Source organism: Paracoccus shanxieyensis (genome assembly GCF_009711265.1).
GTDB classification, from domain to species: domain Bacteria; phylum Pseudomonadota; class Alphaproteobacteria; order Rhodobacterales; family Rhodobacteraceae; genus Paracoccus; species Paracoccus shanxieyensis.
In genome coordinates this window covers 36273-58009 of the sequence record NZ_WMII01000015.1, presented here as the reverse complement: position 1 = coordinate 58009, position 21737 = coordinate 36273, and the positions used below count along the sequence as shown (strand labels likewise).

The 21737-nt window shown below is 66.0% G+C and carries 18 protein-coding genes; 16 read left to right on the top strand and 2 right to left on the bottom strand.

The window, feature by feature from the left end:
• The first annotated feature begins 3 nt into the window (after positions 1–3).
• From GL284_RS15305 to xylB, 11 genes are all read left to right on the top strand, one after another.
• A complete protein-coding gene (locus tag GL284_RS15305; RefSeq protein WP_155045517.1) occupies positions 4–1512 on the top strand; it encodes a VOC family protein in 1509 nt (502 codons plus the stop codon).
• A gap of 163 nt (positions 1513–1675) precedes the next feature.
• Positions 1676–2266, top strand: coding sequence for an NADPH-dependent FMN reductase (locus GL284_RS15300; RefSeq protein ID WP_155045516.1), 591 nt, complete (start codon positions 1676–1678; stop codon positions 2264–2266).
• A gap of 209 nt (positions 2267–2475) precedes the next feature.
• Complete coding sequence (locus tag GL284_RS15295) at positions 2476–3783, top strand: ABC transporter substrate-binding protein (protein ID WP_155045515.1); 1308 nt, start codon at positions 2476–2478, stop codon at positions 3781–3783.
• A gap of 103 nt (positions 3784–3886) precedes the next feature.
• Complete coding sequence (locus GL284_RS15290) at positions 3887–4756, top strand: carbohydrate ABC transporter permease (RefSeq protein ID WP_155045514.1); 870 nt, start codon at positions 3887–3889, stop codon at positions 4754–4756.
• A gap of 4 nt (positions 4757–4760) precedes the next feature.
• Positions 4761–5591: a carbohydrate ABC transporter permease gene (locus tag GL284_RS15285; protein ID WP_155045513.1), complete on the top strand. Its 831-nt coding sequence runs from the start codon at positions 4761–4763 to the stop codon at positions 5589–5591.
• A gap of 10 nt (positions 5592–5601) precedes the next feature.
• Positions 5602–6600, top strand: coding sequence for an ABC transporter ATP-binding protein (locus GL284_RS15280; protein WP_155045512.1), 999 nt, complete (start codon positions 5602–5604; stop codon positions 6598–6600).
• Positions 6597–7361 (top strand): L-iditol 2-dehydrogenase, encoded by a 765-nt coding sequence (locus tag GL284_RS15275; protein ID WP_155045511.1) that lies wholly within the window; start codon positions 6597–6599, stop codon positions 7359–7361. The genes GL284_RS15280 and GL284_RS15275 overlap by 4 nt, the downstream gene beginning before the upstream one ends.
• A 1-nt stretch (position 7362) precedes the next feature.
• A complete protein-coding gene (locus tag GL284_RS15270) occupies positions 7363–8829 on the top strand; it encodes a mannitol dehydrogenase family protein (protein WP_155045510.1) in 1467 nt (488 codons plus the stop codon).
• A gap of 4 nt (positions 8830–8833) precedes the next feature.
• Positions 8834–9493, top strand: coding sequence for an HAD family hydrolase (locus GL284_RS15265; RefSeq protein WP_341870433.1), 660 nt, complete (start codon positions 8834–8836; stop codon positions 9491–9493).
• 12 nt (positions 9494–9505) lie between these two features.
• Positions 9506–10960: an FGGY-family carbohydrate kinase gene (locus GL284_RS15260; protein ID WP_155045509.1), complete on the top strand. Its 1455-nt coding sequence runs from the start codon at positions 9506–9508 to the stop codon at positions 10958–10960.
• Positions 10961–10963: 3 nt separating this feature from the next.
• Positions 10964–12397 (top strand): xylulokinase, encoded by a 1434-nt coding sequence (gene xylB, locus GL284_RS15255; protein WP_155045508.1) that lies wholly within the window; start codon positions 10964–10966, stop codon positions 12395–12397.
• Position 12398: 1 nt separating this feature from the next.
• Here xylB and GL284_RS15250 read toward each other — a convergent pair whose 3' ends face one another.
• Entirely contained in the window at positions 12399–13325 is a 927-nt protein-coding gene (locus tag GL284_RS15250; protein WP_155045507.1) for a sugar-binding transcriptional regulator, read from the bottom strand.
• A gap of 159 nt (positions 13326–13484) precedes the next feature.
• Here GL284_RS15250 and tpa point away from each other — a divergent pair, with 159 nt between their 5' ends.
• From tpa to GL284_RS15235, 3 genes are all read left to right on the top strand, one after another.
• Positions 13485–14846 carry a hypotaurine--pyruvate aminotransferase Tpa gene (gene tpa, locus GL284_RS15245; RefSeq protein WP_155045506.1) on the top strand — a complete coding sequence of 454 codons (1362 nt, stop codon included), beginning with the start codon at positions 13485–13487 and terminating at the stop codon, positions 14844–14846.
• Positions 14847–14897: 51 nt separating this feature from the next.
• Positions 14898–16355 carry a MocR-like pyridoxine biosynthesis transcription factor PdxR gene (pdxR, locus tag GL284_RS15240; protein ID WP_155045505.1) on the top strand — a complete coding sequence of 486 codons (1458 nt, stop codon included), beginning with the start codon at positions 14898–14900 and terminating at the stop codon, positions 16353–16355.
• 84 nt (positions 16356–16439) lie between these two features.
• Entirely contained in the window at positions 16440–17471 is a 1032-nt protein-coding gene (locus tag GL284_RS15235) for an AbrB family transcriptional regulator (protein ID WP_155045504.1), read from the top strand.
• Here GL284_RS15235 and GL284_RS15230 read toward each other — a convergent pair.
• Complete coding sequence (locus GL284_RS15230; protein WP_155045503.1) at positions 17468–19369, bottom strand: potassium transporter Kup; 1902 nt, start codon at positions 19367–19369, stop codon at positions 17468–17470. The two genes, GL284_RS15235 and GL284_RS15230, sit on opposite strands and share 4 nt — an antisense overlap.
• 195 nt (positions 19370–19564) lie before the next feature.
• Between GL284_RS15230 and GL284_RS15225 the strand changes: the two genes are divergently transcribed.
• A complete protein-coding gene (locus GL284_RS15225) occupies positions 19565–21046 on the top strand; it encodes a sensor histidine kinase (RefSeq protein WP_230383106.1) in 1482 nt (493 codons plus the stop codon).
• Complete coding sequence (locus GL284_RS15220) at positions 21043–21732, top strand: response regulator (RefSeq protein ID WP_155045501.1); 690 nt, start codon at positions 21043–21045, stop codon at positions 21730–21732. Before GL284_RS15225 ends, GL284_RS15220 begins: the two co-directional genes overlap by 4 nt.
• Positions 21733–21737: the final 5 nt, after the last annotated feature.

Below are 21737 nucleotides of genomic sequence, written 5' to 3'. Positions count from 1 at the left end.
ATCATGCCCACCGGCATCCATCACGTCACCGGCATCACCCGCCGGGTGCAGGCCAATGTCGATTTCTATGCAGGCTTTCTGGGCCTGCGGCTGGTCAAGCGCACGGGCGGGTTCGAGGATGCCGAACAGTTGCATCTGTTTTACGGCGATGCGCTTGGCGCGCCCGGTTCGCTGATCAGTTTTCTGGTCTGGGAAGACGGCGCGCCGGGGCGTGTGGGCCATGGTCAGGTCGCGGAAATCGCGCTGGCCGTGCCGCCTGCCAGCATCGGCGAATGGCTGACCCGTGCCATCACCGCCCGCATTCCCGTCGAGGGACCGCTGCGGGAACATGGCGAAACCCTGCTGCGCCTGAAGGATCCCGATGGGGTGATCGTCAAGCTGGTGGGGATCGATCTGCCCGCCAGCGCGCCGCTGCCCGATCCCATCGCGCCGACCCGGCTGCGGGGTGTCACGATCTTTTCGGAACAGCCTGCGCAGACGCGGGATTTCATCGCCCGCTTCGGTTATCGCGAACAGGGCGGGCGCATGGTGTCGGATCGCGATGTGGTGGATATCCGCGATGCCTCGGGGTTCTTTCCGGGCATTCCGGGCACCGGCACCCTGGATCACGTCGCCTTCCGCGCGGCGGATGCTGATGCGCTGCGGGCCATGCGGCTGGCGCTGAAAGACACCGATGCGACGAATGTGCATGACCGGAACTATTTCCTGTCGCTCTATGTCCGCGAACCGGCAGGCACGCTGCTGGAATATGCCACCGATGCGCCCGGCTTCACGCTGGACGAAAGCCCCACGGATCTTGGCGGCACGCTGTTCGTGCCGCCCATGGAAAATTCCCGCGCCGAGGATCTGCGCGTGATGCTGCCACAATTCGCCCTGCCGGGCGAGGAAAGGACACCGATGCGCGAACTGCATTTCATTCACCGCTTTCACCAGCCGCAGAAACCGGATCGCAGCAGTCTGATCCTGCTGCACGGCACGGGCGGCAATGAATACGACCTGATGCCGCTGGCCAGCCGCATCGCGCCGAATGCGACGCTGCTGGGGGGCAGGGGCCGGTCCTCGGAAGAAGGGATCAACCGCTGGTTCCGCCGCTTCGATGCGGTGACATACGATCAGGCCGATATCCGGGCCGAGGCCGAGGCCTTCGTGGCCTTCATCGACGATGCCGTGCAGGCCTATGGTCTGGACCGGACGCGGCTTGGCGTTCTGGGCTATTCCAACGGCGCGAACCTGATCGGCGCGATCCTGCAGCTTTACCCGCAGGCGATCAGCCGCGCCGTGCTGTTGCGCGGCATTCAGGTGCTGGAAGAACCGCCGCCGCTGCCCGAGGGGGCGCTGTCGGGCCACCGCGTGCTGATGCTGAACGGCGCAAGGGACATGTTCGGCCGCATGGCCCCCGCGCTGGAAAACGCGCTGCGGCAGGGCGGGGCCGATCTTGAAAGCCAGACCTTGCCCGCGGGGCATGAACTGTCGTCCGAGGATGTGACGCGGGCGCAGGCATGGCTGGCATAAAACCGGACGGGGCAGAGCGATCTGCCCCGTTTCCCGACACTACACGTTTCCCAAAACCGAACGCCGCTTTCTGAAATGAACGTCTGGCCCGCACGGGTCCGAAGGTCCAGCCTGCCGGTGGAAGTTCCCGCCGCATTGCGGCACAGGATCAAGGACCATCGCAATGACCAAACCGAATATTGCCATCATCATCGGCTCGACCCGCGACACGCGCTTTGCCGACAAGCCCGCAGCATGGTTGCTGGAAAACGCCCGGACCCGCGACGACATGACCTTTGAACTGGTCGATCTGCGCGATTACGACCTGCCGCTGTTCAATGAGGCCGCGTCGAACCTGTGGATGCCCTCGCAGGATCCGCGCGCCGTGCAATGGCAGGAAAAGCTGGCCGAGTTCGACGGCTATATCTTCGTGACGGCGGAATATAACCACTCGGTCAGCGGGTCGCTGAAGAACGCGCTGGATCAGGCCTACAAGGAATGGAACCGCAAACCCGCCGCCGCGCTGGGTTATGGTGGTGTGGGGGCGGCCCGCGCCGTTGAGCATCTGCGCGGCATCGCGGTCGAACTGATGATGGTGCCGCTGCGCAATGCCGTGCATATCGGCGGCGGCGATTTCTTCAAGGTCTCTCCCTTGGGTGCGGATGGTGAGATGGCAGAGATCGAGGCCAATCTGAAGCCCGCCCTGACCGCCATGCTGGACGAACTGGCATGGTGGGCCGAGGCAACGATGGCGCAGCGCGCCAAGACCGCCTGATCGCCTTTTCCCGCGCCGCGCGGCACGACCTGCGCGGCGCATTTCCCAAAGGTGCATTTCCCGAACGCCGGGGCTGCCGGCTTTTGGAATGGACGACCTGTCAATCCCCGGATCCCCCACCACGTCATACTCTTGACAGAAACCGCGTGATGTGTGAGCATTTGCCCACCGCATTGGCAAATGCTGATCCGTTAGGGAGGACGACCAAGATGAACATGAAGCTGCGCGGCCTGATGGGGGCCTGTGCCCTGACGGCGCTTGCCGCGCCCGCCATGGCCGAGACGCTGACCATCGCCACCGTGAACAACGGTGACATGATCCGCATGCAGAAGATGACCAAGCCCTTTACCGACGCCAATCCCGACATCCAGCTGGAATGGGTCACGTTGGAAGAAAACGTGCTGCGTCAGCGCGTCACCACGGATATCGCGACCAAGGGCGGTCAGTATGACATCGTGACCGTCGGCAACTACGAAGTGCCGATCTGGGCGAAACAGGGCTGGCTGACGCCGCTGGAAGACATGGGCGCCGATTACGACGCCGATGACATCCTGCCGCCGATCCGCGACGGCCTGTCGCTGGATGGCAAGCTGTATGCCGCGCCGTTCTATGGCGAATCGGCGATGCTGATGTATCGCAAGGATCTGATGGAAAAGGCCGGGCTGACCATGCCCGAGCGTCCGACCTGGGACTTCGTCTTCGACGCGGCCCGCAAGATGACCGACAAGCAGAACGAGATCTATGGCATCTGCCTGCGCGGCAAGGCGGGCTGGGGCGAAAACATGGCCTTCCTGACCTCGATGGCGGCCAGCTATGGCGCGCCGTGGTTCGACATGGACTGGAAGCCGCAATTCGGGTCCGAAGCGTGGAAGAAGGCGCTGACCGATTACGTCACCATCATGACCGAGGCAGGCCCGCCCGGCGCGTCCTCGAACGGGTTCAACGAAAACCTCGCGCTGTTCCAGACCGGCAAATGCGGCATGTGGATGGATGCGACGGTCGCGGCCAGCTTCGTGTCCAACCCCGAGGAATCGACGGTTGCCGACAAGGTCGGCTACGCGTTGGCCCCGCAGGGCGAAAAGCCCGCCATGTGGCTGTGGGCATGGACGCTTGCCATCCCCTCCAGCAGCGACCAGCCGGAAGCGGCCAAGAAGTTCGTCGCATGGGCGACCTCGAAGGCCTATACCGAAGAAGTCGCCAAGGCCGAAGGCTGGGCCAACGTGCCGCCGGGCACCCGCACCTCGCTTTATGAAAACCCGGAATATCAGCAGGCCGCGCCTTTCGCGAAGCCCACGCTGGACAGCATCATGTCCGCGGATCTGAAGAACCCGACCACGGTGCAGGTGCCCTATATCGGCACGCAATGGGTCGGCATCCCCGAGTTCCAGGCGCTTGGCACGGCGGTCGGCCAGCAATTCTCGGCCGCGTTGGCCGGGCAGGCGACGGTCGAGCGGGCGCTGCAGATGGCGCAGCAGATCTCGGAACGCGAAATGGCCAAGGCCGGTTATCCCAAGTAATCCGGTCCCGATTGTTTGGCCTTGTTCATGACAAGGGGCGCATGGCCGCCCCTTGTCGCAAATATCTTACCTGATCGCGACCCGCGTAGGGAGGCGCGGCCCGATGGCCACAAGACACCAGAAAACCCTTGCGCGCTTCATGGTCGCGCCCTCGGTCCTGCTGCTGCTGGGCTGGATGATCGTTCCGCTTGGCATGACGCTGTGGTTCAGCTTCCAAAGCTATAACCTGCTGTCGCCGGGGATGGAGCAGTTCATCGGCTTCACCAATTACAAGTATTTCCTGTCCGACCCGGCCTTCTGGCAGGCCATGGCCAATACGCTGATGCTGGTCGGCGGCGTGCTGATCATCACGGTCGGCGGCGGTATCCTGCTGGCCATGCTGCTGGATCAGCCGATGTTCGGCCAGGGCATCGTGCGCATTCTGGTGATTGCGCCCTTCTTCATCATGCCCACGGTTTCGGCGCTGGTGTGGAAGAACATGTTCCTGAACCCGGTCAATGGTCTGTTCGCATGGATCGCCAAGGCGGTCGGCGCGCAGCCCATCGACTTTCTGGCGCAATATCCGCTGCTGTCGATCATCGGCATCGTGTCCTGGCAATGGCTGCCTTTCGCCACGCTGATCCTGCTGACCGCCCTGCAATCGCTGGACAGCGAGCAGATGGAAGCCGCCGAGATGGACGGCGCCAGCGCATGGGCCAAGTTCACCCATCTGATCGTGCCGCACCTGTCGCGCGCCATCACCGTCGTCATCCTGATCGAGACGATCTTCCTGCTGTCGGTCTTTGCCGAAATCCTTGTGACCACCAATGGCGGTCCCGGCTATCAGTCCACGAACCTGACCTATCTGGTCTATTCGCAGGCTCTGCTGCAATTCGACGTGGGCGGCGCATCCGCAGGCGGCATCGTCGCCGTCATCCTGGCCAATATCGTTGCGATCTTCCTGATGCGGATGATCGGCAAGACGCTGGAGTGATCCCATGGCCCGCAAAGTCACCCAAACCCGCCGCATCACCTTCACCGTGCTGGCATGGCTGGTCGCGCTGGCGATCTTCTTCCCGATCCTGTGGATGATCCTGACCAGCTTCAAGACCGAGGCCGACGCCATCGCCTCGCCGCCGAAATTCCTGTTCTTCGACTGGACGACGGCGAATTACTCCGAGGTGCAGGCGCGGTCGCCCTATTTCCGGCACTTCATGAACTCGGTCATCATCTCGATCGGCTCGACGCTGCTGGGGCTGCTGATCGCCGTGCCTGCGGCATGGTCGATGGCGTTCCAGCCCGGCAAGCGGACCAAGGATCTGCTGATGTGGATGCTGTCCACCAAGATGATGCCGGCGGCGGGCGTGCTGATCCCGATGTATGTGATGTTCAACAATGCGGGTCTGCTGGACAGCCGCTTTGGCATCACCTTCGTGCTGATGCTGATCAACCTGCCGATCATCGTCTGGATGCTGTATACCTATTTCCGCGAAATCCCGGCCGAGATCCTTGAGGCGTCGCGGATGGACGGGGCCAGCCTGTCCAAGGAAATCGTCTATGTGCTGACGCCGATGGCGGTGCCGGGCATCGCCTCGACCCTGCTTCTGAACGTCATTCTGGCGTGGAATGAGGCGTTCTGGACGCTGAACCTGACCACGACGCAGGCGGCGCCGCTGACGACCTTCATCGCCAGCTATTCATCGCCCGAAGGGCTGTTTTACGCAAAACTGTCGGCGGCAAGCACCATGGCCATTGCCCCGATCCTGATCCTTGGCTGGTTCAGCCAAAAGCAACTGGTCCGCGGCCTGACCTTCGGCGCTGTGAAATAAGGGGGGAAACATGGGCAGCATTACACTCAAACAGGTCCGCAAGGTCTTCGGCGATGTCGAGGTCATTCCGGGCGTCGATCTGGAAATCAAGGAAGGCGAATTCGTCGTCTTCGTCGGCCCCTCGGGCTGCGGCAAATCCACGCTGCTGCGGCTGATCGCCGGGCTGGAGGATGTGACCTCGGGGCAGGTCATCATCGACGGGCAGGACATGACGCAGGCCGCCCCGGCGCGGCGCAAGCTGGCGATGGTGTTTCAAAGCTATGCGCTTTATCCGCATATGTCGGTCAGGAAGAATATCGCATTCCCGCTGAAGATGGCCGGGATGGACGCGGCCGAACAGGACCGCCGCGTGGGTCATGCGGCGGGGATCCTGAACCTGACCGATTATCTGGAGCGCCGCCCCGGCCAGCTTTCGGGCGGCCAGCGTCAGCGTGTGGCCATCGGCCGCGCCATCGTGCGCGAACCCAGCGCGTTTCTGTTCGACGAGCCGCTGTCGAACCTTGATGCCGCCTTGCGCGTGAACATGCGGGTGGAAATCAGCGAGCTGCACAAGAAGCTGGCGACCACCATGGTCTATGTGACCCACGATCAGGTCGAGGCGATGACCATGGCCGACAAGATCGTCGTGCTGCGCGCCGGTCTGGTCGAACAGGTCGGCAGCCCGCTGGAGCTTTACCGCAAGCCCGCCAACCGCTTTGTCGCGGGCTTTATCGGCAGCCCCAACATGAATTTCATCGAGGGGCAGGTCGCGGCCTCGATGGGGGCCCATGCCATCGGCGTGCGTCCCGAACATTTCCAGATGTCGCGGACCGAGGGCCTGCTGGCGGGCACGGTCGGCGTCGCCGAGCATCTGGGCTCGGACACGTTCCTGCATGTCGATCTGGATGACGGCACGCATGTCATCGCGCGCGGCGCGGGGGAATTCCCCGCCGATCACGGCGACCGCATCTATCTGACGCCGCAGGACGGGCGCATCTATCGCTTTGACGACAAAGGACTAGCCATATGAGGCTGCAAGGCAAGACGGCAATCATCACAGGGGCTGCGCGCGGCATCGGGCGCGCCTTCGCCGAACGCTACATCGCCGAGGGCGCGACGGTGGCGATTGCCGATATCAACGAAGAGGCCGTGCGCGCGACCGCGGCCCAGATCGGCGCCCATGCCATCGTCATGGACGTGACGAAACAGGACAGCATCGACGCGGGCGTGGCCGAGGCGGTGCGTCTGATGGGCGGCATCGACATCCTTATCAATAATGCCGCGCTGTTCGATCTGGCCCCGATCACCGAAATCACCCGCCAAAGCTATGATACGCTGTTTGCGATCAATGTGGGCGGGGCGCTGTTCACGATGCAGGCCGTCGCGCGCCATATGATCGACACCAGCCGCAAGGGCCGCATCATCAACATGGCCAGTCAGGCGGGCCGCCGGGGCGAGGCGCTGGTCGGCGTCTATTGCGCCACCAAGGCCGCTGTCATCAGCCTGACCCAATCGGCGGGGCTGAACCTGATCTCGCACGGGATCAACGTCAATGCCATCGCGCCGGGCGTGGTGGATGGCGAACATTGGGACGGCGTGGACGCGAAATTCGCCGCCTATGAGAACAAACCCCGTGGCCAGAAAAAGGCCGAGGTCGGGGCCGCCGTGCCCTATGGCCGCATGGGCACTGCCGAGGATCTGACCGGCATGGCGGTGTTCCTTGCCTCGGATGATGCCGAATACATCGTCGCCCAGACGTATAACGTCGATGGCGGAAACTGGATGAACTAAGATGACCATTCGATTGAACGACGCCAATCTTTCCGACATCGATGCCGCAAAGCCCGCCTATGACCGGCAGGCGCTGACCGGCGGCATCGTGCATTTCGGCCTTGGCAACTTTCACCGCGCGCATCAGGCGGTCTATCTGGACCGGCTGATGAACACCGGCAAAGGCCATGATTTCGCGATCATCGGCGCGGGTGTGATGCCCTCGGACGCGAAGATGCGCGACGCGCTGGCGGGGCAGGACAATCTGTATACCGTCGTCGAACAGTCGGCCGATGCGTCGCAGGCCCGCGTCATCGGCGCGATGATCGACTATCTGCCCGCCGCCGATGCGGGCGCGATCGTCGGGCAACTGGCCGATCCGGCCACGAAGATCGCCAGCCTGACCATCACCGAGGGCGGCTATTTCATCGACGCCAATACCGGCCATTTCGACCCGGCCCATCCGGCGATTGCCGCCGATGGCGCGACCCCCGATGCGCCGAAAACCGTGTTCGGGATGCTGGTCGCGGGGCTGAAGGCGCGGCGTGCGGCGGGCGTGCCTGCCTTCACCGTCATGTGCTGCGACAACATCCCGCATAACGGCGTGGTCACGCGCGAGGCGGTGGTGGAAACCGCCCGTTTGTCCGATCCCGAACTGGCCGGTTGGATCGCCGCCAATGTGGCCTTCCCGAACGGCATGGTCGATCGCATCACGCCCGCGACCAGCGACCGCGAGCGCGCGATGATCCGCGACGATTTCGGCATTGCCGATGATTGCCCGGTCTTTGCCGAGGATTTCATCCAATGGGTGCTCGAGGACAATTTCCCGCAAGGCCGTCCCGCTTTGGAAGAAGTCGGCGTCGAATTCGTCGCCGATGTCACCCCGTGGGAGCTGATGAAGATCCGCATCCTGAACGGCGGGCACGCGGTCATCGCCTATCCCTCGGGGCTGATGGACATTCATTTCGTACATGAGGGCATGGAAAATCCGCTGGTCCGCGCCTTTCTGGACAAGCTGGAGGCCGAGGAGATCATCCCCGCCGTCCCGCCCGTGCCCGGCACCGATCTGAACGCCTATTACGCCAAGGTGGCCGAGCGTTGCGCCAATCCCAAGATTGGCGACACGATCCGGCGGCTGTGCCTTGACGGTTCGAACCGGCAGCCGAAATTCATCGTGCCGACGATCAACGATCGGCTGGCGCAGGGGCTGTCGGTCGATGGTCTGGCGCTGGAATCGGCGCTGTGGTGTCGTTATTGCGCGGGCGTCACCGACAGCGGCGCGGTCATCGAGCCGAACGATCCGAACTGGGACCGGCTGACCAAGGTGGCGAACGCGGCCAGGGACGATGCCTCGCAATGGCTGGGCATGGCCGACATCTATGGCGCGACCGGCAGCGATCCGCGTTTCGCCGAACCCTTTGCGGGGTGGCTGGCGATGCTGTGGCGCGATGGCACGGCGGCCACGCTGACCACCTATCTGAAGGGGTAAATCAGTGTCACGCGGGCTGATTTTCGACTGCGACGGGGTGCTGGTGGACAGCGAACCCTTGGCCGCCGCCGAACTGGCCCGCATGATGCAGGGGCTTGGGGCCCCGGTCGATGAGGCGCTGGTCTATGACGCATATCTGGGCCGTTCGGTCCGCTATGTCGTCGAGGCCGCGGCGCGCGATCTGGCCATCGACCTTGCCCCCGCCATGCCCGGTTATGCCGAGAGCCTAGCCCGCCGCTTTCAGGAAGACCTGCGCCCGATCCCCGGCATGGCCGAGGTGCTGGCGCAGCTGACTGGACCAAGGGCGGTCGCCTCCTCCTCGACGCCCGAGCGGCTGGCGCTTTCGCTGGGCATGACCGGGCTGGCGCCGTTTTTCGGCGCGCATGTCTATTCCGCGACCATGGTGCAGAATGGCAAGCCCGCGCCCGACCTGTTCCTGCTGGCCGCCGAACGGCTGGGCATCGCCCCCGCCGATTGCGTGGTGATCGAGGACAGCCCGGCGGGCATCCTTGCCGCCAAGGCCGCCGGAATGCGCGTCGTGGGCTTTCTGGGTGGCAGTCATGCCGCACCTGCGGGGCTGGCGCAGCGCCTGGCGGCGCTTAATCCCGACGCGCTGATTGAACATGCCGGCGTTTTGCCCAAGACTTTGGCCGAACTGGCCTGAGGGGGAGACGTCTTGCTGATCGCTGCGGTTGATGTGGGGTCCGCCCGCGCGCGTGCGGGTGTGTTCACTCTGGACGGGCAGCTTGTCGCCCGGACCAGTCGCGGCTTTGCCACGCTGACCATGGGGGGCGGGCAGGCGGGGTTCGCATTCGCGGAAATCTGGCAGGCCACGGCCGATGCGCTGGCCGAAGCCCGCGCCATGGCCGGTGCCCCGCCCGAGGCGATCCGCGCGCTGGCCTTCGATGCCACCTGTTCGCTGGTCGTCGATGCCCCCGGCTTTGCGCCCGATGTGATCGCATGGCACGACCACCGCGCCGTGGCCGAGGCCGCGGCCCTGTCCGCCATCCCGCATCAGGTGGTGGCGCGCGCGGGCGGGGCCGTCTCGCCCGAGATGCAGACGCCCAAGCTGATCTGGCTGAAGCGTCACCGCCCGGATGTCTGGGCCAGTCTGCGCGGCATCCGCGATCTGGGCGACCATCTGGCCTTTCGCGCCACCGGCATCGCGTCGCGTGCGCATTGCGCGGCGGCGGCGAAATGGCCATGGCTGCCCGATCAGGGTGGCTGGGCCTCGGATCTGCTGGCCGAACTGGACATTGCCGATTTCCCGCATTCCGAACCCGTCCTGCCCACCGGCGCGGCCATCGGCCCGCTTTCGGCGCAGGGCGCGGCTGAACTGGGGCTGACCCGCGACTGCATTGTCGCCGCCGGGCTGATCGACGCCTTTGCGGGCGCGCTGGGGGCCGCACCAGACATGCCCGCGCTGATCGCCGGGACATCGAACTGCGTCATGGCACGGGATCTGCCGGTCGCGCCTGCCTTGTGGGGGCCCTATCCCGGCGCGATCCTGCCCGACGAAGCCGTGACCGAAGGCGGGCAATCCGCCACTGGCGCGCTGCTGGAATGGGTGCGCCTGCAATATCCGCAGCCGCAAAGCCATGACCAGATCACCCAGCGCATCGCGGCGATGACTGTGGAACCGGGCGCGGGTCTGCAGATCCTGCCCGATTTCAAGGGCAACCGCGCGCCCTTTGCCGATCCGCTGATGCGCGGTGTCATCCATGGCCAGTCGCTGGATCGCGGGCAGGATGCGATGGATGCGCTGTACTGGCGCTCGGCCGTGGGGATCGCGCTGGGGACGCGTCAGGTCATCGACCATATGGGGCTGGCCCCCACGCGGCTGGCCATGGCGGGCGGGCAGGCGCGCACGGCGCTGCTGCGCCAGCTTTACGCCGATGCGACCGGCGCCGAAATTCATTGGCAGCCCGAGGATGCGGTGCTGCGCGGCACGGCGATTGCCGCGGCCGCGCCGCTGGCCGGTGGCGTGCGCGCCGCGCGGGACAGGTTTGCGCGTCCGGCGGTCGTGACCCTGCCCGATGCGCAGGGCCGGGCGCGGCGGGCGCGCGATTGGGCGGTGTTTTTGCGCATGCAGCAGCAGCGCGATGAAATTCTAAACATGACAAAGGACTAGGCCATGTATCTGGGCATCGACCTTGGCACTTCGGGCGTGAAAGTCACGCTGATCGACGACAGCCAGCGCGTGCTGGGGTCGGAAACGGCGGGGCTGACGGTGCAGCGCCCGCACCCCAACTGGTCGGAACAGGACCCGGCAGACTGGATCCGCGCGACCGAGACCGCGCTGGCCGCGCTGGCCCGCGCCCATGACCTCGCGGCGGTGCAGGGCATCGGCCTGTCCGGCCAGATGCACGGCGCGGTCGCGCTGGATGCAAGCGGGGCTGTGCTGCGCCCCGCGATCCTGTGGAACGACACCCGCAGCCATGCCGAGGCCGCCGAGCTGGACGCCATGCCCGATCTGCGCCGCATCTCGGGCAATATCGTGTTTCCGGGCTTCACCGCGCCGAAACTGGTCTGGATGGCACGGCATGAGCCCGATCTGTTCAGCCGCGTGGCCACGGTCCTGCTGCCCAAGGACTATCTGCGCCTGTGGCTGACCGGCGAGCGTGTCAGCGAGATGTCGGATGCCTCGGGGACAAGCTGGCTGGACGTGGCGGCCCGCGACTGGTCCGACGCCGCGCTGGCGGCGGGCGGCATGAGGCGCGACCAGATGCCCGCGCTGGTCGAAGGCTCGGCGCCGTCGGGCAGGCTGCGGGCCGAACTGGCGGCGCGTTGGGGCATGGGGCAGGCGGTTGTCGCGGGCGGCGCGGGCGACAATGCCGCGACCGCCATCGGCGCGGGGACGGTCGCGCCGGGGCAGGGCTTTGTCAGCCTTGGCACCTCGGGCGTGGTGTTTGCCGCTTCGGACCGCTTCCTGCCCGCGCCGGAAACGGCGGTTCACGCCTTCTGCCACGCGCTGCCCCAGACATGGCACCAGATGGGGGTGATCCTGTCGGCCTCGGCGGCGATGGAGTGGCTTGCGGGCGTTCTGCAGGCAAAGCCTGCCGACCTGACGGCGGGCCTTGGCGCGTTGCAGGCCCCCGGCACGGCGATGTTCCTGCCCTACCTGTCGGGCGAACGCACGCCGCATAACGACGCGCTGGCCAAGGGGCTGCTGGCCGGGCTGACGCCCACCACCGACCGTGCCGCGCTGACCCGCGCCGTGCTGGAGGGCGTGACCTTTGCCCTGGCCGACAACCTGACCGCCCTGCGCGCGGCTGGGGCCGATCTGGACGGGCTGCTGGCCTTGGGCGGCGGGGCGCGGTCGGATTACTGGCTGCGGCTGATCGCCACCACGCTGAACCTGCCGGTGTTGCTGCCCGAGGGCGGCGATTACGGCGCGGCCTTCGGCGCGGCGCGGCTGGGCATGATGGCCGCGACCGGCGCATCTGCGGCCGAGATCTGCACCATGCCGCGCATTGCGCAGGAGATCCTGCCCGATGCCGCGCTGGTGCCAGCCTTTGCCGAAAGCCATGCCCGCTTCCGCGCGCTTTACCCGGCCAGCCGGGGCTAGGCTACAGCAGCGCCGCGCCGGTTGCCGCGTCGGTAATCAGCCCGCCGATCAGCCCGCCCTCCAGCGCACCGCGCAGGGCGGGCACCTTTTCCGCGCCATGCGCCGTGCCGATGACCAGCGTGGTTTCGCGCGGCGGGATCGGGGCCGAGGCCACGCGGTCATTCGACAGCCCCGAGATCAACTGCCCCTGCGCGTCATAGGCCCAGCCGGTGATTTCACCGACCGCGCCCGCCGCGATCATCGCCTGCAGGTCGGGCTGGGTCAGAAACCCGTCCAGCATCAGCGCGGCGCGGTCGTTCATCGTGCCGATGCCGACAAAGGCGACCTCGGCCTGCGCCGACATCTCGATCACGCGCTGGATGCCCGGTTGCTGCATCATCGCGCGACATTCCTGAACCGTGGGCGCGATGACGGTCAAGGGCAGCGGATAGCTGCGCGCCGTGACGATATCCGACATGGAAAACAGCACGTTGTAATACGCAGTTGAACCGTCGGTGGCGATATTGCCGGTCAGCGACACGATGCGGTGCTGCGGGCAGTCGATATGCGGCAATTGCCCGACCGAGGCGCGCAGCGTCCGCCCCGTGCCGATGGCCAGCGTCAGCGGTGCCTCGCGGCGCAGCCAACGCTCCATGGTGGCGGCGGTGTGATGGGCGACGCCTGCCTCGGGGGCGTCGGCGGGGGCGATGTCGCAGAATTGCAGACCCCAGCGCGCCTGCAGATCGGCGGCAAGCTGCATGCAATCGGCAAAGGGGTGGTCGATGCGGATCTTGATCAGCCCGTCGGCCGCCGCCTGCGCCACCAAACGCTGTGCGGTCTGGCGCGAAATGCCCATCAGCCCGGCGATTTCATCCTGCGTCTTGCCCGCGACATGGGCCAGCCATGCGGCGCGCGCGGCCTGTTCCAGCTTGCGGCTCTGGTTCGACATGCAGGCTCTCTCCCTAACCCATAAGGTCATGTATGGCCGTTCCGGGGGCGCTGTCCAGCAAGCTGATCTGGTTCTATCGAAGCGATCAGATTGGATCTATCGAAGCGCCGCGTCCCTGCGTAGTGTGACACGATCAACCCATCGCCCCGGAGACGCGACATGAACGACCTCAGCCCGGTCATCGCAGCGGACAAAGCCCATGTCTGGCATCATCTCAGCCAGCACAAGCAATATGAACAGATCGACCCGCGCGTCTTTGTCGAAGGCAAGGGAATGCGCCTGTGGGATGCCACGGGGCGCGAGTTTCTGGACGGCGTGTCCGGCGGCGTCTGGACGGTCAATGTCGGCTATGGCCGCGAAACCATCGCCGATGCCATCCGCGACCAGCTGGTCAAGCTGAACTATTACGCTGGCGCGGCAGGCACCGTGCCGGGCGCGAAATTCGCCCAACGCCTGATCGAAAAGATGCCGGGGCTGACCCGGGTCTATTATTCCAACTCGGGCTCCGAGGCGAATGAGAAGGTCTACAAGATGGTGCGCCAGATCGCGCATCGTCACCACGGCGGCAACAAATGGAAGATCCTGTATCGCGACCGCGATTATCACGGCACCACCATCGGCACGCTGGCGACCTCGGGTCAGGATCAGCGCGCGCTGCAATACGGCCCCTATCCCGACGGCTTCGTGCGCGTCCCGCATTGCCTTGAATACCGCAAGCAATGGGATGTGGAAAATTACGGCGAACGCGCGGCGGATGCGATCGAGGAAGTCATCCTGCGCGAAGGCCCCGACACCGTGGGTGCCATCGTGCTGGAGCCGGTGACCGCAGGCGGCGGCGTCATCACCCCGCCCGAGGGGTATTGGCAGCGCGTGCAGGAGATCTGCAAGAAATACAACATCCTGCTGCATATTGATGAAGTGGTTTGTGGCGTCGGCCGCACCGGCACATGGTTCGGCTATCAGCAATACGGCATCCAGCCGGATTTCGTGACCATGGCCAAGGGCGTCGCCTCGGGCTATGCGGCGATTTCCTGCACCGTCACCACCGAGCGCGTGTTCGAGATGTTCAAGGACGATGCCAGCGATCCGATGGGCTTTTTCCGCGACATCTCGACCTTTGGCGGCTGCACTTCGGGGCCGGCGGCGGCGCTGGAAAACATGCGCATCATCGAGGATGAGGGGCTGCTGGACAACACCACCCGCATGGGTGAACGGGTGCTGGCCAACCTGAACGCGCTGATGGACAAGCACAGGGTCATCGGCGATGTGCGCGGCAAGGGGCTGTTTTGCGGCGCGGAACTGGTCGCAGACCGCGCCACGAAAGAGCCTGCGGACGAAAAGATGGTGCAGGCGGTCGTCGCCGACTGTCTGGCGCAGGGTGTCATCATCGGGGCGACCAACCGCTCGATCCCCGGTCACAACAACACGCTGTGCCTGTCGCCCGCGCTGATTTCGACGGCCGATGACATCGACGCGCTGACGACGGCCATCGACGGGGCGCTGACACGCGTCTTTGGATAAGGCAGGATGGCGGCCTGACCCGATCCGGGCCGCCACCCCCGTTATCCGACGATGCAGATCCCGCCCGAAACCTTTCTGATCGACCGCGCATCCCCTTTGCCGCTGCAGGTGCAACTGCGGCGGCAGATCGTTCTGGCGGTGCATGAAGGGCGGCTGCGACCGGGGGAACGCATGCCCTCAAGCCGCGCGCTGGCGGCGCATCTGGGGGTGGGACGCATCACCGTCAGCCAGTCCTATGGCGATCTGGTGGCCACGGATTATCTGACGCCGCGCGGGCGGTCGGGCTATTTCATCTCGGCCCGCGTCGATGAGCTGGGGCAGGTGACGGCGCCGACGCCTGCGCCGCGCTTCGACTGGGGCACGCAGCTGGACGGGCGCTTTCGCGCGGCCCGGCGCAAGGATCGGCCCGTGGGCTGGCGCAGCTATCCCTATCCCTTCATCTACGGCCAGACCGATGACCGGCTGATCGACCACGCGGCATGGCGGCAATGCGCGGTGCGGGCGCTGGGGCGGCGTGATATCGGCGCGCTGTCGGACGACCAGTATGACGGCGACGACCCGGAACTGATCGACTTCATCATCCGCCACCTGCTGCCCCGCCGCGGCATCCATGCCCGCCCCGAGGAGATCCTGCTGACGCTGGGCGCGCAGAATGCGCTGTGGCTGATCTGCGACATCCTGCTGTCGCGCGGCGCGACCTGCGCGCTGGAAGAGCCGTTCTATCCCGGCGCGCATGAAATTCTGGCGACGCATGACGCGCGCGTGCTGGCCGTGCCCATCGACGCGGACGGGCTGCCGCCGCAGGCGATCCCGGCGGGGGTGTCGGTCGTCTTCACCTCGCCCAGCCACCAATGCCCGACCAGCCGCACCATGCCGCGTGCCCGGCGCGAGGCGCTGCTGCGGCTGTCCGCCGAGCGCGGTTTCGCCGTGGTCGAGGACGATTACGAATTCGAGATCAGCTTTGTCGGCGCGACCTCGCCCGCGCTGAAGGCGATGGATCGCAGCGGGGCGGTGATCTATATCGGCTCGTTCTCGAAGTCGGTCTTTCCGGGTTTGCGGCTGGGCTATATCGTCGCCGACCCTGCCTTCGTGGCCGAGGCGCGGGCGCTGCGCGGCATGATGCTGCGCCACCCGCCGGGGCATGTGCAGCGCACCATGGCCTATTTCCTGTCGCTGGGCCATTACGACCGCCAGTTGAACCGGATGCGTCAGACCTTTGCCGAACGCCGCCATGTCACCGCGGATGCGCTGGCGCGGCACGGGCTGGATGCGGCGCAGGGCAGGGCGGGCGGTTCCAGCTTCTGGCTGCCGACGCCTGCGGGCATCGACAGCGACGTGCTGGCCGCCGCGCTGCGCCCCGAGGGCGTGCTGATCGAGCCGGGACGCCCGTTCTTTCGCCAGCGCGAACAGGGCGCGGGGTTTTACCGGCTGGCCTATTCCTCGATCGACGCGCCGCGCATCGACGAAGGCATCCGCCGCATTGCCGCGACCTGCCGGGCCTTGGCATAAGGTTGCCCGCCGCGCGGCCCCGGCGCCCGTTTGACATCCCCCGTGGCTGGCCCGAGAAGGGGGCCAAGCAAGCACTGGACCGACATGAGCCTGACAGGACGCCGCAGCCTGACCTTTGCCCTTGCAGCCATCGGCGCTGCGCTGTTCGTGATGCTGGGCCTGCCCCTGCCGTTCCTGCTGGGGCCGATGCTGTTATGCCTGATCGCCGCGCTGTGCGGCGCGCCGCTGGAGGGGGCGGGCCAGTTCGGCACGCTGATGCGCACGATCCTTGGCGTGGCCGTGGGGGCCTCGATCACGCCGCAGGTGCTGGCGGGGCTGCCTGCCATGGCAGGGTCATTGGCGCTGGTGCCGGTGTTCATCGCGGTGATCGCCTGCGTGGGCTATCCGCTGCTGCGCCGGGTCTTTGGCTTTGACCACGCGACGGCATGGTATGGCGCGATGCCGGGCGGGTTGCAGGACATGCTGGTCTTTGGCGAGGAAGCCGGCGGCGACGTGCGGGCGCTGTCGCTGATCCATGCGACCCGGGTGCTGGTCATCGTCACCGTCGCGCCGCTGATCATGACGTTTTACTGGGGCACGGATCTGTCGCAGCCCCCCGGCCAGCCCATCGGCACCATTGCACCGCGGGAACTGCTGCTGATGGCCATCTGTGGCATCGCGGGCTGGAAAATCGCCCAGCGGGTCGGGCTGTTCGGCGCCTCGATCCTTGGGCCGATGATCCTGACGGCGGCGCTGTCGCTGTCGGGCCTGATCACGCACCGCCCCCCGGCCGAGATGATCCAGGCCGCGCAATTCTTCATCGGCATCGCGGTTGGGGCGAAATACGCGGGCATCACCGCGCGCGAATTGCGGCTGCATGTCACGGCGGGGCTGGTCTATTCGCTGATCCTTGCGGCGATCAGTCTGGTCTTTATCGAGATCATCTTCCAGCTTGGCCTTGCGCCCGCGCTGGACGCCTTTCTGGGCTTCCTGCCGGGCGGGCAGGCCGAAATGATCGTCATCGCCATCATCGCAGGCGCGGATCTGGCCTATATCGTCAGCCTGCACCTGCTGCGGATCGTGCTGGTCATCCTGCTGGCCCCCATCGTGTCGCGGCTGATGCGGCGCGGGGGTTAGATGTTCATCTGCGTGCCGATCTCGACCACGCGGCCTGCGGGAATGCGGAAGTAATCCGACGCGCCCGCGGCATTGCGGGCCAGAGCGATGAACAGCTTGCCCTGCCAGCTTGGCACGCGCGAGCGGGTCGAGATGCGGATCCGCCGGCGCGACAGGATGAACGAGGTCGCCATGATGTCGAATTTCCAGCCCTGTCTGCGGCAGAGCAGCAGCGCCTGCGGCACGTCGGGATCCTCGGTATAGCCGTAAAGCAGCTCGATGCGGCGAAAGCGGTCGTTGATTTCCTCCATCCGCACGCGGTCGGCGGGCGACACGCGCGGCACCTCGGCGGTGGTGATGGTCAGGATGACGTTCTGTTCATGCAGCGACTTGAAGTGCTTGAGGCTGTGCAGCAGCGCCGCCGGGGCCAGATCGGGGGTCGAGGTCAGAAACACCGCCGTCCCCGACACCGTGGCAATGGATCCCGATTTCGCGATCTGCGCCAGCAGCGTGTCCAGCGGCAGTTCGGCATCGCGGTCCTTGATTGCGACGATGGCGCTGCCGCGCATCCAGCTGGCCATGACGATCAGCATGACGGCGGCGATGCCCAGCGGCACATAGCCGCCATCGGCGATCTTCATCAGGTTCGCGCCCAGAAAGGTCAGATCCAGCAGCAGAAACGGCAGCATCATCGCCACTGACAGCCACAGCGGCAGCTTCCAGTGCTTATGCGCCACGATCATCGCCAGCGTCGCGGTCACGACCATCGTGCCGGTCACGCTGATGCCGTAGGCGGCCGCCAGACTTGAGGACGACCCGAAGGTCACCACCAGCGTCAGCACGGCGACCATCAGCCAGCGGTTGATGCTGGGCAGATAGATCTGGCCGTGATGTTCTTCGGATGTGTGGCGGATCTTCAGGCGCGGCAGCATGTGAAGCTGCACCGCCTGCTGGGTCAGCGAAAACGCTCCGGTGATGACGGCCTGACTGGCGATGATCGTGGCCAGCGTGGCCAGCAGCACCACGGGCAGCAGCGCCCAGCTGGGAAACAGCAGATAGAAGGGGTTTTCCAGCGCCTCGGGGCGCGACAGCACCAGCGCGCCCTGCCCGAAATAGGTCAGCAGCAAAGCCGGGAAGGCCACGAAGATCCATGCCAGCTGGATGGGTTTCTTGCCGAAATGGCCCATATCGGCGTAAAGCGCCTCGGCCCCGGTGACGGCCAGAAACACCGCGCCCAGCACGATCAGGCCAAGCTGGCCGTTGCTGGCGACAAAGCGCACGGCATGGACCGGGTTCAGCGCGGCCAGCACCTCGGGCGCCTGCAGCATCCAGTGGATGCCCCCCGCCGCCATGACGCAGAACCAGACCAGCGTGACCGGGCCGAAGAAGCGGGCCACGGCCTCGGTGCCGCGGTTCTGCACCAGAAACAGGCCGATGATGATGGTGATGGCAATGGGCAGGATGAAGGGATCGACGCCATCGGCGACCAGCTTCAGCCCCTCGACCGCCGACAGCACCGAGACGGCGGGGGTGATTGCCGCGTCGCCGTAAAACAGCGCCGCCCCCAGCATCCCCAGAAACAGGATCACGCGGTTCTGCCGGCCCATGGCACGCTGCGCCAAAGCCAGAAGCGACAGCGTGCCGCCTTCGCCTTCGTTGTCGGCCCGCAGCAGGATCAGGACGTATTTCACCGTCACGACCAGAACCAGCGCCCAGACGATCAGCGACAGCACCCCCAGCACGTCTTCGCGCAAAACGCCGCCATGGGTGGCACCCGCGGCGTGCATCGCCTCGCGGAAGGCATAAAGCGGCGAGGTGCCGATGTCGCCGTAAACCACGCCGATCGCTGCCAGAGACAGCGACCAAAGGCCCGCGCGTTTTGCCGGGGCTTCGGTCAGCTCGGTATCCAGACTGGCCATGTTGTCCTTACCTGACGGGGAAACTGATCCCATGAAGAACACGCAATCTGCCGCAGGACAGCATAAAACTTCGATGTGGATTTGCGGCGGCGGCATAAGGAAATGATAAATACTGTGGACAAGGGCCAAGGCTTTCCGCCAGATCCGCCTATGAACCGTGCCGATCCCCCCCGTCTCAGTGATGACCGTCGTTGGTTGTCGTCGCCCACGCTTGGCGGGTTCGCCGGGGCTGCGGCCATTCTGATCGTCGTGGCGGTGGGTGTCGGATCGGCGCGCCATGTCATGCCGGAATCGGTGGCGATCCTGCTGTTTCTGACCGCCGTGCTGATCTCGGCTGCGGGATTTGGCTTCTGGGTGGGCATTGCCAGTGCCTTCGGCGCGCTGGCGGGCTTCAACTTCATGTATGTCGAGCCGCATTTCACCCTGCATATCGCCCGGCCCGGCGACATCATCAAGCTGGCGGTGTTCCTGCTGGCGGCGGCGATCACCGGCTTCATCTCGGGGCGGCTGCGCGAACAGGCCGATGCGGCGAACGGGCGGGCGGCGGCGCTTGAGGTGCTGTCGCAGCTGTCCACGGATCTGTCGCTGGCCCGGTCGCAGACCGATGTGGCGCAGATCACCGTGCGGCATCTGCACGCGCTGGCCGATGGTCCGGCCATCGCGCTTGGCATGACCGGCGGCGATCTGCAGGTGCTGGCTGCCCAGCCGCAGGGCTATGTGCCCAATGCCAGCGAGCTTGAGGCCGCCGATGTCGCCATGCGCCGGGGGCGTGTCGAGTTCGCCTCGGCGCAGGGATGGAGCGGGTCGCGCCTGACCTTCTATCCGCTGGGGGCCAAGCGCGACGGCACGCTGCCGCCGGTCGTGGGCCATCTGCGCCTGCCGACCGACCGGCGCGATCACGGCTGGCGCGAACAGGCGATCGAGGTGATGCTGCGGCAGGCCGGGCAGGCGCTGGAGCGGCTGGCCCTGACCGAAGAAGCCGAGGCCGAGCGCCGCCGCGCCACCAGCGAGGAGATGCGCGCGGCGCTGCTGGCCTCATTGTCGCATGATCTGCGCACGCCTTTGGCGACGATCCTTGGATCCGTCACGACGCTGCGCGAATTGCGCGCCACGCTGTCCTCGGAGGCGCAGGGCGATCTGCTGGCCGCCATCGAGGAAGAGACCGAGCGCCTTGGCCGCTATGTCGAAAAGCTGCTGCAACTGACGCGTCTGCAGGCGGGCATGGAGGTGCATATGGCATGGGTGGATGCGGGTGATGCCGCCATGGCCTCGGTCGACCGGGCGCGGCGGTCATGGCCCAATGCCCGGATCGAGGCGCATCTGCCGCCCTTGCCGATGATCCGCGCCGAGGCGGGGCTGCTGGAACAGGCGGTGTTCAACCTGATCGAGAACGCGGTGAAATACGCGCCCGGCCCGATCCGCGTCATGGGCGAGGTGCGGGGGCGGGAACTGGTCCTGTCGGTCGCGGATCGCGGTCCGGGCCTGCCCGCGGCCATCGCGGCATGGCTGACATCGGATGAAATGGCGCGACCGCCGCAGGGGGCGGGGCTGGGGCTGCCGATCAGCAAGGGCATCGCCACCGCGCTTGGCGGCAGCATCGCCGCCGTGACCGCGCCCGAGGGCGGGGCGATGATGGAGATCCGCCTGCCCATTCCCGCCGAAAGCCGGGCGGCATGAGCCGTCAGACCATCCTGATCGTCGATGACGAGCCGCAGATCCAGCGCTTTCTGGGTCATGCGCTGACTGCTGCGGGCTATGACACGCTGCTGGCCGCCAATGGGCATGAGGCGCTGGAGCGTCTGGCCGCGCATCGGCCCGATCTGATGATCCTTGATCTGGGCCTGCCCGACATGAACGGCAAGGAGGTGATCGAGCGGCTGCGCCAGCGCCACGATCTGCCGGTGATCGTGCTGTCGGCGCATGATCAGGAGATGGAAAAGATCATGGCGCTGGATCTGGGGGCGGATGATTTCGTGGCCAAGCCCTTTGGCATCGGCGAGTTGCTGGCACGGCTGCGCGTCAGCCTGCGCCTGCGCCGCCCGGCGCGGGCAGAGGTGATCGCGCAGGATGGCGTGACCATCGACCTTGCCGCCCATCAGGTCAGCCGCGACGGCGAGGCGCTGCGCCTGACGCCCAAGGAGTTCGACCTGCTGGCGGCGCTGGCCTCGAATCCCGGCCGGGTGATGACGCATCGCAAGCTGTTGCAGCAGGTCTGGGGTCCGGCGCATGTCGATGACGTGCCCTATCTGCGGGTCTTTGTCGGGCAGTTGCGCCAGAAGCTGGAGGCCGATCCGGCCCGTCCCGCGCTGATCCTGACCGAGCCGGGCATCGGCTATCGCTGGGCGCAGCCGGTCGAGGGATGAGAGGC

Coding starts and splice junctions, on each gene's coding strand:
- GL284_RS15250 (WP_155045507.1), bottom strand. CDS start 13,325: ATGTCGAACCAGAGCCGCAAGCTGGAACAGGCCGCGCGCGCCGCATGG.
- GL284_RS15235 (WP_155045504.1), top strand. CDS start 16,440: ATGAGCCTGACAGGACGCCGCAGCCTGACCTTTGCCCTTGCAGCCATC.
- xylB (WP_155045508.1), top strand. CDS start 10,964: ATGTATCTGGGCATCGACCTTGGCACTTCGGGCGTGAAAGTCACGCTG.
- tpa (WP_155045506.1), top strand. CDS start 13,485: ATGAACGACCTCAGCCCGGTCATCGCAGCGGACAAAGCCCATGTCTGG.
- GL284_RS15275 (WP_155045511.1), top strand. CDS start 6,597: ATGAGGCTGCAAGGCAAGACGGCAATCATCACAGGGGCTGCGCGCGGC.
- GL284_RS15270 (WP_155045510.1), top strand. CDS start 7,363: ATGACCATTCGATTGAACGACGCCAATCTTTCCGACATCGATGCCGCA.
- GL284_RS15300 (WP_155045516.1), top strand. CDS start 1,676: ATGACCAAACCGAATATTGCCATCATCATCGGCTCGACCCGCGACACG.
- GL284_RS15230 (WP_155045503.1), bottom strand. CDS start 19,369: ATGGCCAGTCTGGATACCGAGCTGACCGAAGCCCCGGCAAAACGCGCG.
- GL284_RS15280 (WP_155045512.1), top strand. CDS start 5,602: ATGGGCAGCATTACACTCAAACAGGTCCGCAAGGTCTTCGGCGATGTC.
- GL284_RS15305 (WP_155045517.1), top strand. CDS start 4: ATGCCCACCGGCATCCATCACGTCACCGGCATCACCCGCCGGGTGCAG.
- GL284_RS15290 (WP_155045514.1), top strand. CDS start 3,887: ATGGCCACAAGACACCAGAAAACCCTTGCGCGCTTCATGGTCGCGCCC.
- GL284_RS15295 (WP_155045515.1), top strand. CDS start 2,476: ATGAACATGAAGCTGCGCGGCCTGATGGGGGCCTGTGCCCTGACGGCG.
- GL284_RS15220 (WP_155045501.1), top strand. CDS start 21,043: ATGAGCCGTCAGACCATCCTGATCGTCGATGACGAGCCGCAGATCCAG.
- GL284_RS15285 (WP_155045513.1), top strand. CDS start 4,761: ATGGCCCGCAAAGTCACCCAAACCCGCCGCATCACCTTCACCGTGCTG.
- pdxR (WP_155045505.1), top strand. CDS start 14,898: ATGCAGATCCCGCCCGAAACCTTTCTGATCGACCGCGCATCCCCTTTG.